The sequence below is a fragment of the Winogradskya humida genome, assembly GCF_016862215.1.
Lineage (GTDB): Bacteria > Actinomycetota > Actinomycetes > Mycobacteriales > Micromonosporaceae > Actinoplanes > Actinoplanes humidus.
This window is the reverse complement of sequence record NZ_BOMN01000141.1, coordinates 21,012-35,308: the sequence shown is the minus strand read 5'-3', so window position 1 is coordinate 35,308 and position 14,297 is coordinate 21,012. Positions and strand designations below refer to the sequence as shown.

Here is a 14,297-nt window from a genome sequence, read left to right as displayed (position 1 = left end):
CATAGTCGGTGACGGCGTCGGTGTCGCGCCCCTCAGGACCGCCGCCCGATGCGGAACCACGGGCGGCGGCCGCACGACTGCGCTGCGCGCGGCGCTCGGTGGCCCGGTGGGCCAGGTCGGCGCGGTAGCCGTTGGGGCCGCCGTTGCGCATCACCTCACGGGTGACCGTGGAGGTCGGCCGGTCGAGGCGCCGGGCGATCTCGGCGTAGGGCAGATCGTCGGCCAGGCCCAGCGCGATCTGCTGACGTTCCTGCTGGGTGAGTCTGCCTCCCGGCATCACGGTCTCCTCGATAGTCGGTCGCGACTCGGCCCAGCATAGCGTTCACTTCTGATCATTGCAAAGGCATTCCGGTCGAGAATTGCATTAACTTCCAGCCAGTTGCAACGTCTTTGCCACACTGAGCTGCCATTTTGCCTATCGATTGCAACTATTGCGTTGCCATCAAGTCGAAAGCAACGTAGCGTTTCTCATATCAGAAACGAACCGCGAACATCGGAGAACACCATGACCAGCACCGTCACCCCGTGGACCGGCATGATCCAGATCGACGACACCGCCCTCGCCTGCACCGACACCGGCGGCACCGGCATCCCGGTCGTCTACCTGAACGGGCAGTTCGCGACCCAGGGTTACTGGAAGCGAGTCATCGCAGACCTCGGCCCCGGCTGGCGGCACATCACCTACGACGAACGCGCTCGCGGCCGGAAGTCGAAAACGTCGGCCGACTACTCGTTCGAGGCCGCCATCCGCGACATCGACGCCGTCCTCGCCGCCCGCGGGGTGGACCGGGCGCTGGTCGTCGGATGGTCCTACGGCGCGTTCCTCGGGGCGCACTGGGCCGGCCGCAACCCGGACCGGGCGATCGGCGCGGTCCTGGTCGACGGCGCGATGCCGCACGACTGGCTCGACGACGCCATGGAGGAACGGATCCGGAAGATGTTCAAGCGGATGGCCTGGTTCATGCCGCTGCTTCGCCCGACCGGCCTGGTCCCGCGCCTGAGCGCCGAACAGCAGGCCACCAGCAACATCGAACTCGGGAAGATCTCCCTGGAACGCGAACTCGGCCCGGTCATGGACAGCATCACCGTCCCCACCCGCTACGTCCTGGCCTCCGGCACGTCACTCGGCAGCAAGGGCGACGAGCAGGAGGAGATCCGCGCGAGTCTGGACAAGGTGGTGGCCCGCAACCCGCACATCCGGATCAGCGCCAAGGTCCCCAGCAACCACAGCATGATCCTGCGCAAGGATCACGCGGCCGTGACCGCGGCGGTCCGGGAGGTAGCGGCCGTTTAGCGCTCGAGGAGGGCGTTGAGGGTGTGCCGGGCGGTGGCGGCCATGGCCGGGTTCGTGACCTGGTAGTAGGGGAGGGCGCCGATGGCCTGGACGAGGGCCCAGCCCTTACCGCGTTGCCAGAGGGCCTCATCGGCCGCCAGCGCCTTCCGGTAGGTCGTGCGGGCCTCCGGCGGGAGGAGGTTCCAGGCCGGCATCAGGTCTACGGCGGGGTCGCCGATGTTGGCTGCGCCGAGATCGATCACCGCTGCCAGGGAGCCGTCGCGGGTGAGGAGGTTGCCGGGCATGAGGTCGGCGTGGAGCCAGACGTCCGGGCCGGGATGGGCGGGGGCGGCCAGGCAGTCGGACCAGATGCGGGCCAGGGCGGTGGTGTCGGTCAGGGTGGCGCATTCGGCGAGCATCCGGCGGACGTAGGCGTCCTCGGTGTGCAATGGGCCGCCGCGGCCTTCGCCCGGCCAGCTGCGGCCGCCGGTGGGGATGACGTGCAGCTCGGAGACGAAAGCCGCCAGGTCGGTGGCGAAGGTCTGCGGGCCGGTCAGGGTGGTGACGGGGTCGCCCGGGATCCATCGGTACGCCGTCCACGGCCCCGGGTAGCCGAAGCCTGGTTCGCCGAGGGCGAGGGGCTCCGGGACCTGCAGGGTGAGGTGCGGAGCGAGGTGCCGGGCGTTTTCCTGCTCGGTTCGCAGCTCGGTGACGTCGGCGGGTAGGAGCGGGAAGCGCAGGACGATGTCGTCGCCGAGGCGGAAGAGGGCGTTGACGGTGCCGGTTGAGGGCAATGGGCGTACGGGCAGGGTCTGCCAGGCCGGGAACTGGGCCGCGACCAGGGCAGCGACCGTGGGGACCGGGATGTCGAGCTGGTCCTTGTGCATTTTCATGCGCAGATGACCTCGACGCCGGCGTCACGGAAACGGTCGACGACCTGCTGGGGGGCGCTGAGATCCGTGACCAGGGTTTCGACCTTGCCGATGGGGCAGATGCGGGCGAAGGCGTGGCCGCCCAGCTTCGAGGAGTCGGCGATCACGACGACCTTCTTGGCGCGGGCCACCATCAGGCTGTTCATCGCGGCCTCGCCCTCGTGGTGGGCCGCAGCCCCCAGCTCCACGTCCAGGGCGTCGACGCCGAGAAGCACGATGTCGAGGGTCACCTCCTTGAGCAGGGCGCCGCCCAGGGGGCCGACCAGCTCGAAGGATTGGGGCCGGACGACGCCGCCGGCCACGACGATCTTCATGCGGGAGCGGACGAGGAGCTCGTTGGCGATGTTGAGCGCGTTGGTGACGACCGTGAGCTGGGCGCCTTCGCCGCTGGTGTTGAGGTCGGGGCGGACGGCCAGGGCCCGGGCGACCTCGGTCATGGTGGTGCCGCCGTTGAGGCCGACGACCGTGCCGGGGGTGACCAGGATCGCGGCTGCCTCGCCGATGCGCTGCTTCTCGGCGGAGTGTTTGGCGCTCTTGTAGCGCAGTGGGAGGTCGTAGGAGACGCCGTTGGCGACCGCGCCGCCCCGGGTCCTGGTGATCATCTGCTGCTGGGCGAGCTGGTCGAAGTCGCGCCGGATGGTGGCCTGCGAGACCTCCAGGCGGTCCGCCGCGTCCTCCACCGTGACGCGGCCGCTCTCGGCCAGGAGCTCCAGCAGGGCATTCCACCGCGCGTACCGGTCCACCGGTTCTCCCTGCTCGTTTCGTGTCAGGTCTGTGCACATTAGTGCTCGAAAGGCCCCGTAGCAAAGACGGCACCTGCGCGGAGGTTGCGTCGCCGCCGCTGTTCCACGCAGAATGACGCTCGAAAGACCCGCCTACTGAGCGGATATGCGCAGCACAGCAGAGGGACTGGATGAGTCACGTCAAGGTGGAGATCGCCAGCCAGCCCGACTGCTGGCGGCAGGCCGCCAAGATGGCCGACTCGGCGGGGTTGCCCGCGCCGGGTGAACGGGTGGCGGTCGCCGGGTGCGGCACGTCGTGGTTCATCGCCAAGGCGTACGCCGCCCTGCGCGAGCAGGCGGGCCACGGCGAGACCGACGCGTTCCAGGCATCGGAGTTCCCGCTCGGGCGCCACTACGACCGGGTCGTCACGATCACCCGCTCCGGCACCACCACCGAGGTCATCGACCTGCTCGCCGCGCTCGACGGCCGCACGCCGACCACGGTGATCACCGCCGACCCGGAAGCCCCGGCCGTGGCGATGGCCGGCGAGGCGATCGTGCTCGACTTCGCCGACGAGCTCTCGGTGGTGCAGACGCGGTTCGCCACGAGCACGCTCGCGCTGCTCCGGGCCCACCTCGGCACCGACATCGAGGCGGTGGCCCGCGACGGTGAGGCTGCCGTTCGGCTACCTCTGCCCGTACACCCCGCCCTGGCCGAACAGATCACCTTCCTGGGCCGCGGCTGGACCGTGGGGCTCGCCGAGGAGGCGGCTCTGAAGTGCCGCGAGGCGGCCGGCTGGTGGGCCGAGGCCTACCCGGCCTTCGAATACCGGCACGGCCCGATCGCGATCGCGCGGTCCCGGCGGGTCGTCTGGGCCTTCGGTGAGGTTCCCGACGGGCTCGCGGCCGAGGTCGAGGAGACCGGTGCAAGCTTCGTGCACAGCAAGCACAACGGCGGTTACTGGGGCGCCGGCGAGGACTTCGACCCGATGGCGGACCTGATCGTGGCGCAGCGGGTCGCCGTGCTGTTCGCGACCAGCCAGGGCTTCGATCCCGACCACCCCCGAGGGGTCACCCGTTCTGTAGTACTGCCATGACGCAACGCGGCGTCGTTCTCACCCCCGCGAGGAAGGCACGATCGTGAGTAACGACGTGGTGGTGGCGCTGGACGTCGGCGGCACCGGTATGAAGTGCGCCCTGGTGAAGCCGGACGGCACCGTGGTGCACGCCGAACGGCATCCGACCCTGGCCCAGCGCGGCCCGGAGGCGGTCACCGCGAACATCCTCGACATCGCCGACGGACTGGCCGGCCGGGCCCGCGCCGAGGGCCTCGAGCCGGTCGCCGTCGGGCTGGTCGTCCCGGGCGTGATCGACGAGGAGAACGGCGTCGCGGTCTGGTCGAGCAACGTGGGCTTCCGGGACGTACCGATGCGGGAGCTCATGCAGGAACGGCTCGGACTGCCCACCGCGGTCGGCCACGATGTCCGCGCCGGAGGGCTCGCCGAGGCACGGCTGGGCGCCGGAGTCAGCGAGCGGCACGTGCTGTTCATCGCGATCGGCACCGGCATCGCCGCGGCTCACGTCGTCGACGGCAAGGCGGAGGCGGGTGCGCACGGCGCCGCGGGCGAGGTCGGGCACATCGTCGTACGCCCAGGCGGGCCGGCCTGCCTCTGCGGCGGGCGGGGCTGTCTGGAGGCGGTGGCGTCGGCGTCCGCGGTCGGGCGGCGCTATGTCGAGCTGTCCGGCGAGGCCGGGGTGACGGCGTACGACGTGGCGACCCGCGCGGCGGCCGGCGAGGAGTTGGCCAACCGGGTGTGGACCGAGGCCGTCGAGGCGTTCGCCGACGGGCTGCTCACCGCGCAGGCGCTCTACGACGCCGGGATCATCGTGCTCGGCGGCGGGCTCGCGGAGGCCGGGGAAGCGCTGCTCGCGCCGTTGCGGACCGCGTTGCAGGCCCGCATCACGTTCCACCGGATGCCGCAGATCGTGCGCGCGGCGCTCGGCGACACCGCAGGCTGCCTCGGTGCGGCCCTGCTGGCTCTCGACCACCTGGAGGTCACCCAGTGAAGATCCACGGCCGCATCGTCCGGCCCGGCGCGGTCGTGCCCGGGTATGTCGAGGTGGACGGCCCCGCGATCCTGTCCGTCGGCGAATCCGCGCACACCGGCGACGACATCATCGTGCCGGGCTTCGTGGACCTGCACTGCCACGGCGGTGGCGGGCACACCTTCACCCAGGGTGTTTTTGAAGAAGCGGCGCAGGCTGCGGCATTTCATCTCGCGCACGGCACCACCACGATGCTGGCCAGCCTGGTGAGTTCGCCGTACGAGCTGATGCGCGACGCCACCGCCGCGTACCGGCCGTTGGTCGAGAGCGGTGCCATCGCGGGCATCCACTTCGAGGGGCCCTATCTGAGCAGCGTGCGGTGCGGCGCGCAGAACCCGGACTTCCTTCGCGACCCTTCACTGGAGGAGCTGACCGCGCTCATCGAGCTCTCCGGGCAGGCGATCCGCATGGTCACGATCGCCCCCGAACTGCCCGGTGCCCTGGACGCGATCCGCTTCCTGGCGGAGAACGGGGTGGCGGCCGCGATCGGGCACACCGATGCCTCGTACGAGCAGACCCTTGCCGGGGTGGCCGCCGGCGCGACGGTCGGCACCCACGTCTTCAACGGCATGCCCCCGGCCCACCACCGTGAGCCGGGCCCGGTCGTGGCGCTGCTCGACTCCCCCGCGATCGTGTGCGAGCTGGTCGCGGATGGCATCCACCTGCACGACGGCACGCTGCGGTTCGCGGCGCACGCCACCGGCCCGGACCGCGCGGCCCTGATCACCGATGCGATGGACGCCGCCGGCATGCCCGACGGCGACTACGAGCTCGGCGGCCAGGCCGTCACCGTGACCGGGCGGGTCGCCCGGCTGGCCCGCAACGGCTCGATCGCCGGCAGCACCCTGACCATGGACGCGGCGTTCCGGCAGGCCGTCGGCGCGGGGCTCGACCTGGTCACGGCGTCGGCGATGGCCTCGACGACGCCGGCCCGGGTGCTGGGGCTGAGCGATCAGGTCGGGGCACTGGAAGCCGGGTTGCGCGCGGACCTCGTGGTGCTCTCCGCGGATCTCAAGGTGAAACAGGTGCTGCGGTCCGGGTCCTGGGTCTGAAGCCCAGCAGCACGGCCACCCGCGCGAGGATCCGGGTCAGGATCAGGCCGAGCAGCAGCCCGGCCACCGAGTCGGTGATCCAGTGGAACGCGAGGTACGTCGTGGTCACGAACACGATCGCCGGGGGCAGGATCCGCAGCGCGAGGTACGCCTTGTCCGGCATCGGCTGGGCGAGCAGGGCGTTGATGAGGACGGCGATGACGCCGTACCAGGCCAGGGCGTTGGCGACGTGACCTGAGGGGTAGCTCATCGAGAGGGAACCCGTAGCCAGCGGATCGGGATTGAAGAGGATCTCGCGGTTCGCGCCCTCGAAGTGCGGTGCTGCGCGGTCGAACCAGATCTTCAACGGGCCGATCGTCAGATAGAACAGGGCATATGCCGAGCCGAACAGCAGCACCGGGCGTACGGAACGCAGTCGCCAGGTCGCGAAGGCCGTCAGGATGATCGCCACTGGCGTCAGCACCTGACCGCCCTGGCCGAGGTAGTTGAACACGCGCAAGGTCCAGTAGAAAGGCGCGGGCCGGTGGGTGTCGACCCAGTCCGCCACCCGGAGATCCAGCGCCAGCAGATGGCCGTTGGCCAGCGCGACCGTCAGCACGACGAACAGCAGCAGCGACACGATCTCCGGCACCCAACCACGTATCCGCTGCATGAGCGTCACGTTACAAGCTCAAAGGTAGTACTTGAGTTTCTTGTAGAGCAGGTCCGCGCGTACGCCGGAATTGGGGCAGCCGCCGAAGTGATGGAGCGCGACCACCTTGTCGGTCCTGCGGGAGAGGACCGGGCTGCCGCTCGAGCCACCCTCGGTGTCGCAGTTGTAGGAGACGTCGGAATTTTTCACGTAGCCGTCGAAGGCGTTGCTGACCACCGCACAGGTGCCGGCCTTGTCGCCGAGGCGCCCGGCGATGCGGGTGGGTTCGCCGGCCGGGTGCTGGGGCACGTAGAGCTCCTGGCCGCGAGCGGGGCGGCCGGTGTCGAGCGTCAGGTAGCCGAATTTGCGGACCGAGGCGAAGTTCTCGACGGTGAACAACGTGTAGTCGTACACATGGTCGGTGGTGAGGACTTTTTCGCCCCAGACCTTGGTCGGACGGAAGACGTCGTAGCCGCCACACTTCGCGCACTGGTAGTTGAACCAGACTTCGGTCTCGTAGGCGTCGTCCGAGTTGTCGAAGCAGTGGTTGTTGGTGATCATGCGGTTCCTGGCGCCGACCCGCCAGCCGGTGCAGAGCTCGGTGCCGTTGATCAGGAGCCGGGCGATGGCCTTGGACCGGGTGTACGCGACCGGATCAGCCGACCGGTAACAGACCGCGTCCTTGCTCTCGTCCGAGCCGCAGACCGACTCCTCGCGCCCGGTCAGCCCCGGCCGCAGCAGCTGGCCCGTGGGCTTCGTCACCTGGTCCTGCCGGCTGTAACCCTTGGCGACCTTGTCCAGGTGGATCCGCGCCGCCTTGAGACCGGGCGGGCGGACCCGCGCCGCGTCGCGGCCGGGGCGGGTGCCGCGGTGCAGCTCCAGCACCGCGGTGTCGCCGGTCACCGACATCGCCCACCTGCCGGACTTGAGCCCGTCGTAGCGGTAGGACTCGACGCCCGTGGCGTCGGCGACGGTCAGGTAGTCACCGGGGACCAGCACCATGCGGCTGAAGTGCAGTTTCACGTAGGAAGCGGCCGGATAGCGGAACACCTCGCGTTCCGGGGCGCCGTAGCCGAGGAGCCTGTCGAGCGCGAGCACCTCACCGACGTGTTGCCGGCCGTCCTCGGCGGGGGTGACGACAGGGTTGATCAGGGGGTCGTGCCAGATGCCGACAGCGCGGCCCGTGTCGCCGCTGCGCGTCCATGCCAGGACGCCCGCCATGCCGATCAGGGTCACGGCGGCGCAGACCCCGGCGATAATGCTCACCGAGCGTCGCACATTCACTCCTACCCCTCGTGTCTCGCTTGTGTGTAACGAGCCACGTGCGGCAGCGACGCGCCGATGCGAGGGGGCACACTGGTCTGCGTGCGACTCACTTCAGCCCTCATCGACCCGGCGCTGCTGGACCTGCCGTGGAGCGTGCCGCTTGAGGAGTGGCCCGCCGACCACCTGGTCGCACTGCCGCAGGGCATCTCGCGACACATCGTCCGGTTCGTCAAGCTCAACGACACCGTCTACGCCCTGAAGGAGACCCGCGAGAAAATCGCCGAGAAGGAATACGACCTGCTCCGGGCGCTGGAGCGGATCGACTTCCCGGCCGTCGAGGCGGTCGCAATCGTCACCGACCGCGTCGACGAGCGGGGCGAGCCGCTGGAGACCGTGCTGGTCACCCGGCACCTGAAGTTCTCGCTGCCCTACCGCGCGCTGTTCTCGCACACGCTGCGGCCGGAGACGATGAACAGGCTGCTCGACGCGCTCGCCGCGCTGGTCGTGCGCATGCACCTCACCGGCTTCTCCTGGGGTGACTGCTCGCTGTCCAACACCCTCTTCCGCCGCGACGCGGGCGCGTTCGCCGCATACCTCGTCGACGCGGAGACCGGCAACATCTACCCGAAGCTCTCCGAGGGCCAGCGCAGCGAGGACATCGAGATCCTGCGGCTCAACATCTTCGGTGAGTGCCTCGACCTGCAGGCCGCCGAGCTGCTGCACGAGTCGATCGACCCCGAGTCGGTCGTCGACGACATCGTGGCGCGCTACGACCGGCTGTGGCACGAGGTCACCTACGAGCAGGAGATCCAGCGGCGCGACGCCCGGCACGACATCGAGGGGCGCATCCGGCGGCTCAACGAGCTCGGCTTCGACGTGGCCGAGGTGGCGATGTCCACCGTGGACGGCGGGGTCCGGGTGCGGCCGAAGGTCGTCGACGCGGGCTATCACACGCGGCGGCTGATGCGGCTCACCGGTCTGGACGCCGAGGAGAACCAGGCCCGGCAGCTGCTCAACGATCTCGACACGTACAAGGCCGAGAGCGACCTCACCGACGAGCAGCAGGCCGCGCACCGCTGGCTGACCGAGGTCTTCGAGCCGGTGGTCCGCGCGGTGCCGGCCAACCTGCGGCAGAAACTCGAGCCGCAGGAGATCTTCTCGCAGATCATCCAGCACAAGTGGCTGCTCTCCGAGCGAGCCGGGCGCGACGTGGGCATGGCACCGGCGGTGCAGTCCTACCTGACCGACGTGCTCGCTCACAAGCCCGACGAGCAGGCCGTGCTAGGCGTCGAGGTCGGCGCTCTCCCCTAGCTCGTCAAGCAGGTCAACGGGCGGGGGGCTGGCCTGCTCGACGAGGGCGCGCAGGCCGGCCCGGCGGGCCGCCACGACCACGCGGTCGTCGGTGGCGAGGACGCGGCGGGGGTCGGGGGCCCAGTCGACCCACTCCTGGCCCGCGGCGGCCAGGCCGATGACGCGTACGCTCCCCGCGCGCTCGATCTGGCTGAGCGGCGCACCGTCGAGGGGCGAGCCGCCGGCCACCCGCACGTTCGCGAGCAGCACCGCGTGCCGGTCCACCGGAATCGTCGCGATCACGTCGCGTTCCAGCATCGCCGCCGCGAACGCGGGAGCGGCCAGCCGGGAGACACTGCGCGAGACAGCGATGTTGAACGCCGTGTCCACCCGCTGGGCGAAGTCGTCGTCGAACAGGCGCAGGACGACCCGCAGGTCCGGATTCACCGCCCGGGCGTTCAGCGCCGCCTGCAGGTTCGTCACGTCGTCGGTGGAGACGACCACCAGTGCCCGGCTCGTCGCGATGGACGCCTGCCGCAGCACCTCCTCGGACGCCGCATCCCCGATGATCAGCGGCACCCGGAGCTCCTCGGCGACCTTCACCCCGCGGGCCTCGCGGCTGATGTCGACCGCCACCACGTCGACGCCGAGGTCGACCAGCTGGCGCAGCACCCTGGTGCCCACGTTGCCGAGCCCGACGACGACCACGTGGTCCTCGCGGCGGCCGGTGAAGCGCCCACCGGCGAGGGCGAGCCGGGCGTTGACCATGCCCTCGACCACCGCGGCGGTGATCAGCGGCAGCAGCGCCAGCCCGGCGATGGTGAGGATCAGCTGGGCTGCCTGCCCGACGGCGTTGCGGTTCTCCTCCACGTCGGACGAGCCGACCGCGGTGAGCAGCGTGACGTAGACGGGTTTCCAGAAGCCGGCGTAGTGCAGGGAGTGGGCCAGCACGCCACCGGAGAGCGCCGTGATCACGAGCGTGACCAGCACCGCGATGCCCAGTTTGCGGTTCAGCGCGGCCCGCAGCGCCCGGCCGAGGGACGTGAGCGGCCGGCGTCTGCGGCGGGCCGGGGCGGGTGCCTGCCCGCGCGCCTCGGCCAGGACCAGGTCGCCGGGTTGCTGCGCGGGCGTCGCCGGTTCGTCGGGCAGCAGGTCCACCCGGCCGTTACCGTCGGACGCGGTCAGGGTGCAGACGACCTGGTCGGGGCGGACGTTCTCGCGACGGGCCACGTGGACGGTGCGGCCGGGCAGGCGTACGTGGGTGGGCGCCAGGTCGCCGAGGGACGCTGCCACGAACGCAGGGGCCACCATGGACGCGTCGGACAGCACCGCGCAGTCCTCGAAGAGCCGCCGGACGCCGTAGCCGAGACCGGTGTTGAACATCCGGATCACGAGCCGCAGATCCGGCTCGACGGCCTGGGCGCAGAGGGCGGCGTGCAGGTTGACCACATCGTCCGGCATCACCAGGGCCAGGGCTGCGGCGCCGTCGAGGCCGGCGGCGCGGAAGGTGCGCTCGTCGAGACGGTCGGCGCGGATGACCCGTACGCCTCGCAGTGCGGTCAGGTCGGGGACGTCACGCCGCAGGACGGTCGGCACGATGACGGTCAGCCGGATGCGGTGGCCGGCGTTGGCCAGCTCCTCGGCGAGCGTGTAGACGAGCGCGTCGGCACCGCAGACCACGAAGTGCGGGCGGTTGTCGCCGTTGCCCGGCAGCGTCTGCCGCAACCGCGAGACCAGGGAGCGGCGAGCGGGATCGACGGACATTGCCGCATCGTAGTCACCCGATACCCGGTCGTGTCGCCGCTCGTTCCCCTCTGCGGTGCGTTTTGTCCCAGGTTTCCCCGGAGGCGTCATGCGGAAGTGGCTCAGCGCTTGGGTTCTCATCGGTGGTCTCGCGCTGCCGGTCCCGACGACCGGCGGCCTGCTTCCCGATGGCCGGGCGGTGGTCACCGAGGGCGTACCGGCCATGCCACCGGGAGGAACACCCATCAAGCCGCACTCCGAGCGGACGTTCTCGCCGAGCCGTCCGGTGGCCGGCGAGGACCCCGACTACTGAGCGATCGCGTCGGGGATCCGGCGGCCCACCACGACCGTGGCAGTGACGAGCAACACCATCAGCGCGGCGATCACGAACACCGGGGCCGGTCCCAGCGGGGCCAGCAACGTCAGCACCGCGGCGAACGGGTACGCCGCCATGAACGGCCCGCGCTGATGCGGCCGGATGTGCAGCAGCCAGACGACAAAGAGATAGACCGCTACGGGTACGGCGACCGCGTACGCCGCCACGGTCCCGGAGATCTCCGCGTGGTGGCTCTCGTACTCCACCTCCACGGCGATCCCGGCGCCGACCGCAGCCGCCGCGGCGAAGATGAAGTAGTGGCCGTAACCCCACAGCTCCGAGTTGTGCAGCGTCCGGATCAGACTCTGCGCCGACCGGTCGAAGTAGAGCCACCACAACGCGAAAACGATGACCAGCCCGGCAGCAGCGACCGAGACCAGGCCCACCTCGTGTTCCCCGGTGTCCAGCCCGGTCCGGATGGCGATCGTGGCCGCGGAGACCGACTCGCCCAGCATGATGATCGTGAAGAGGCCGTACCGCTCGGCGATGTGATGCGGGTGCGGGGCGGTCGACCCGCCCGGGGAGCGCTCGGCGAGCACCGGCACGAGCAGCTCGCAGACCACCAGCACGGCGAACGCCGGGGTCAGCAGGTCCTCCGGCAGCGCGAGCCGGAGCAGCCACAGGATCTGCACGACAACGATGCCGACGGCGTAGTAGATCGCGGTTGTCCGGCGCTCCCGGTCACCGCGGGCGGCCCGGATCCACTGCGCGACCATCGCCAGCCGCATGATGACGTACCCGATGGTGATGGCGGTGTAATTGTTGCCGTCGAACGCGTCGGCCACGCCCGCGGCGAGCACGAGCGCGCCGCCGATCTGCACCAGCGTGGTGATCCGGTAGACGTCGTCGTCGGTGTCGTACGCGGACGCGAACCAGGTGAAGTTCATCCATGCCCACCACACCGCGAAGAAGACCTGCAGATAGCCCTCGACGCCGTGCCAGATGTGCCCCTCGGCGATCGCGTGGTGCAGCGGGGTGGCCGCCTGCGCGACCGCCACCACGAAACACAGATCGAAGAAGAGCTCGAGCGGTGTCGCCACCCGATGGTTCTCGGTCGCGTCGCGGGCCCGCATCGGCGCCAGCCAGCTACGACTTGTCATGATTCCCCCTGGGTGGTGTCCCAGGACAGCAGGAGAAAACGCTCTTCCTCGTTCGCCCCGGCCCTGCGATAGGTCTTCTGCGCGGCTTCGTTGTCGACCTCGGTGCCGACCCACATGCCGTAGCAGCCGCGCTCCCGGGCGATCCCGGCGAGCGCCTTGACCAGCGCCGTGCCGACACCGGTGAGCCGGGCGTGCGGGGCTACGCCCAGCTCGTACAGAAACATCTCGGTGCCCTTGTCCGGGTGGGTCATCTCCACCCCGGTGACCATCCCGACGGCCCGGTCGTCCACGTATGCCAGCAGCAGGTGATGATCCGGGTGGGCGAGAAACTTCGCGGTCGCGTCCGCCAGCGGCGGGGCATCGAAGAGATCGGCCGCTGCGTGAACGGCGGCAGCGTCGGTTACCCGCTCAATGCGCATAGCGCCACAATAAAGCGGCAGAAAATCGTATTGGAGCCCCCGGTCGGAATCGAACCGACGACATCCTGTTTACAAGACAGGTGCTCTAGCCAACTGAGCTACAGGGGCGCGTGCCACAGCATACCGGTAACCCGATGACACCCGCCGAACGGCCGTACCAGCGGCGCGACCTCGGCCCCGTCCTTGGCAGAACGTGAAAAAAGACTTACGGTTGCGCTGCATGTGGTCTTCCACACGCATGTTCCTCCCACTCGGATCGTCCGGCACGTTCCTGCCGGTGGAAAGGAAGTAGCACCACCATGGCTACAGTTACCTATGACAAGGCCTCCCGGATCTACCCGGGCTCCGAGCGCCCCGCGGTCAACGAGCTCAACCTCGAGATCGGCGACGGAGAGTTCCTCGTCCTCGTCGGCCCCTCCGGTTGTGGCAAGTCGACCAGCCTGCGCATGCTCGCCGGCCTCGAGGACGTCGACAGCGGCCGCATCCTGATCGAGGGCAGGGACGTCACCAACCTGCCCCCGAAGTCGCGCGACATCGCGATGGTCTTCCAGAACTACGCCCTCTACCCGCACATGTCGGTGTACGAGAACATGGCGTTCGCGCTCAAGCTGCGCAAGACCCCGAAGTCGGAGATCGACCGCCGGGTCAAGGAGGCCGCCCAGCTCCTGCAGCTCGACGAGTACCTCTCCCGCAAGCCGAAGGCGCTCTCCGGTGGCCAGCGCCAGCGCGTCGCCATGGGCCGCGCGATCGTGCGTGAGCCGCAGGTCTTCCTCATGGACGAGCCGCTGTCGAACCTCGACGCCAAGCTCCGCGTCCAGACCCGCTCGCAGATCGCCACCCTGCAGGCCAAGCTCGGCATCACCACCGTCTACGTGACCCACGACCAGGTCGAGGCCATGACGATGGGTCACCGGGTAGCGGTCATGCTCGACGGCAACCTGCAGCAGTGCGACACCCCGCGGGCGCTGTACGACAACCCGGGCAACGTCTTCGTCGCCGGCTTCATCGGCTCCCCCGCCATGAACATCAAGACCGTGTCCCTCACCGAGACCGGCGCTGAGTTCGGCGCCCTGGCCGTGCCGCTGACCCGCGAGCAGATCGAGACCGCCCGCACCGGTGGCAGCAAGGTCACCGTGGGCTTCCGCCCCGAGGCGACCGACCTGGTCGCCCCGAGCGAGGGTGGCCTGCCGATCATCGTCGACCTCGTCGAGGACCTCGGCTCGGACGCCAACGTCTACGGCCACGCCGACCTCGAGGGCACCCAGGAGCGCTTCACGGTCCGCACCGACCGGCGCAACATGCCCAGCATGGGCGAGACGGTCTACATCAAGCCGCAGGTCGAGTCCGTTCACCTGTTCAACGCCACGAGCGGCGAGCGCATCTGATC

At 69.8% G+C, this 14,297-nt stretch carries 15 protein-coding genes and 1 tRNA gene; 7 read left to right on the top strand and 9 right to left on the bottom strand.

The annotated features are described in order from the left end of the window. Positions 1–277 (bottom strand): helix-turn-helix domain-containing protein (locus tag Ahu01nite_RS46765; protein WP_203843221.1); only part of this gene is annotated, 277 nt, incomplete at its 3' end. 228 nt (positions 278–505) lie between these two features. Here Ahu01nite_RS46765 and Ahu01nite_RS46760 point away from each other — a divergent pair. Continuing rightward, positions 506–1,294, top strand: a complete 789-nt coding sequence (locus Ahu01nite_RS46760) for an alpha/beta fold hydrolase (protein WP_203843220.1) — start codon at positions 506–508, stop codon at positions 1,292–1,294. Here Ahu01nite_RS46760 and Ahu01nite_RS46755 read toward each other — a convergent pair. Both Ahu01nite_RS46755 and Ahu01nite_RS46750 read right to left on the bottom strand, forming a co-directional pair. After that, positions 1,291–2,166 (bottom strand): aminoglycoside phosphotransferase family protein, encoded by an 876-nt coding sequence (locus Ahu01nite_RS46755; RefSeq protein ID WP_239159699.1) that lies wholly within the window; start codon positions 2,164–2,166, stop codon positions 1,291–1,293. The two genes, Ahu01nite_RS46760 and Ahu01nite_RS46755, sit on opposite strands and share 4 nt — an antisense overlap. Next, positions 2,163–2,948, bottom strand: a complete 786-nt coding sequence (locus Ahu01nite_RS46750; RefSeq protein ID WP_203843219.1) for a DeoR/GlpR family DNA-binding transcription regulator — start codon at positions 2,946–2,948, stop codon at positions 2,163–2,165. The genes Ahu01nite_RS46755 and Ahu01nite_RS46750 overlap by 4 nt, the downstream gene beginning before the upstream one ends. Positions 2,949–3,118: 170 nt before the next feature. On the opposite strand from Ahu01nite_RS46750, the gene Ahu01nite_RS46745 reads away from it, so the two are divergent. The 3 genes from Ahu01nite_RS46745 to nagA are packed head-to-tail and all read left to right on the top strand — an operon-like array spanning position 3,119 to position 6,085. Next, positions 3,119–4,024, top strand: coding sequence for an SIS domain-containing protein (locus Ahu01nite_RS46745; protein ID WP_203843218.1), 906 nt, complete (start codon positions 3,119–3,121; stop codon positions 4,022–4,024). A gap of 43 nt (positions 4,025–4,067) precedes the next feature. Further along, positions 4,068–4,994, top strand: a complete 927-nt coding sequence (locus Ahu01nite_RS46740; protein WP_203843217.1) for an ROK family protein — start codon at positions 4,068–4,070, stop codon at positions 4,992–4,994. Next, a complete protein-coding gene (nagA, locus tag Ahu01nite_RS46735; protein ID WP_203843216.1) occupies positions 4,991–6,085 on the top strand; it encodes an N-acetylglucosamine-6-phosphate deacetylase in 1,095 nt (364 codons plus the stop codon). The genes Ahu01nite_RS46740 and nagA overlap by 4 nt, the downstream gene beginning before the upstream one ends. Here nagA and Ahu01nite_RS46730 read toward each other — a convergent pair. Beyond that, entirely contained in the window at positions 6,045–6,737 is a 693-nt protein-coding gene (locus Ahu01nite_RS46730; RefSeq protein WP_203843215.1) for a phosphatase PAP2 family protein, read from the bottom strand. The genes nagA and Ahu01nite_RS46730 overlap by 41 nt on opposite strands. An 18-nt stretch (positions 6,738–6,755) precedes the next feature. Then, complete coding sequence (locus tag Ahu01nite_RS46725; RefSeq protein WP_239159698.1) at positions 6,756–7,994, bottom strand: trypsin-like serine peptidase; 1,239 nt, start codon at positions 7,992–7,994, stop codon at positions 6,756–6,758. Positions 7,995–8,081: 87 nt separating this feature from the next. Between Ahu01nite_RS46725 and Ahu01nite_RS46720 the strand changes: the two genes are divergently transcribed. Continuing rightward, positions 8,082–9,293, top strand: a complete 1,212-nt coding sequence (locus Ahu01nite_RS46720) for a DUF4032 domain-containing protein (RefSeq protein WP_438874872.1) — start codon at positions 8,082–8,084, stop codon at positions 9,291–9,293. On the opposite strand, the gene Ahu01nite_RS46715 is transcribed toward Ahu01nite_RS46720, so the two are convergent. Continuing rightward, positions 9,264–11,036 carry a potassium channel family protein gene (locus tag Ahu01nite_RS46715; RefSeq protein ID WP_203843213.1) on the bottom strand — a complete coding sequence of 591 codons (1,773 nt, stop codon included), beginning with the start codon at positions 11,034–11,036 and terminating at the stop codon, positions 9,264–9,266. The two genes, Ahu01nite_RS46720 and Ahu01nite_RS46715, sit on opposite strands and share 30 nt — an antisense overlap. Positions 11,037–11,124: 88 nt before the next feature. Here Ahu01nite_RS46715 and Ahu01nite_RS46710 point away from each other — a divergent pair, with 88 nt between their 5' ends. Continuing rightward, positions 11,125–11,328: a hypothetical protein gene (locus tag Ahu01nite_RS46710; protein ID WP_203843212.1), complete on the top strand. Its 204-nt coding sequence runs from the start codon at positions 11,125–11,127 to the stop codon at positions 11,326–11,328. On the opposite strand, the gene Ahu01nite_RS46705 is transcribed toward Ahu01nite_RS46710, so the two are convergent. From Ahu01nite_RS46705 to Ahu01nite_RS46695, 3 genes are all read right to left on the bottom strand, one after another. Further along, entirely contained in the window at positions 11,322–12,491 is a 1,170-nt protein-coding gene (locus tag Ahu01nite_RS46705; protein WP_203843211.1) for a low temperature requirement protein A, read from the bottom strand. The genes Ahu01nite_RS46710 and Ahu01nite_RS46705 overlap by 7 nt on opposite strands. Further along, positions 12,488–12,910, bottom strand: a complete 423-nt coding sequence (locus tag Ahu01nite_RS46700; RefSeq protein WP_203843210.1) for a GNAT family N-acetyltransferase — start codon at positions 12,908–12,910, stop codon at positions 12,488–12,490. Before Ahu01nite_RS46700 ends, Ahu01nite_RS46705 begins: the two co-directional genes overlap by 4 nt. A gap of 31 nt (positions 12,911–12,941) precedes the next feature. After that, a tRNA-Thr gene (locus Ahu01nite_RS46695) sits at positions 12,942–13,018 on the bottom strand. A 191-nt stretch (positions 13,019–13,209) separates the two neighbouring features. Here Ahu01nite_RS46695 and Ahu01nite_RS46690 point away from each other — a divergent pair. Further along, entirely contained in the window at positions 13,210–14,295 is a 1,086-nt protein-coding gene (locus tag Ahu01nite_RS46690) for an ABC transporter ATP-binding protein (RefSeq protein ID WP_203843209.1), read from the top strand. Positions 14,296–14,297 lie beyond the last annotated feature (2 nt).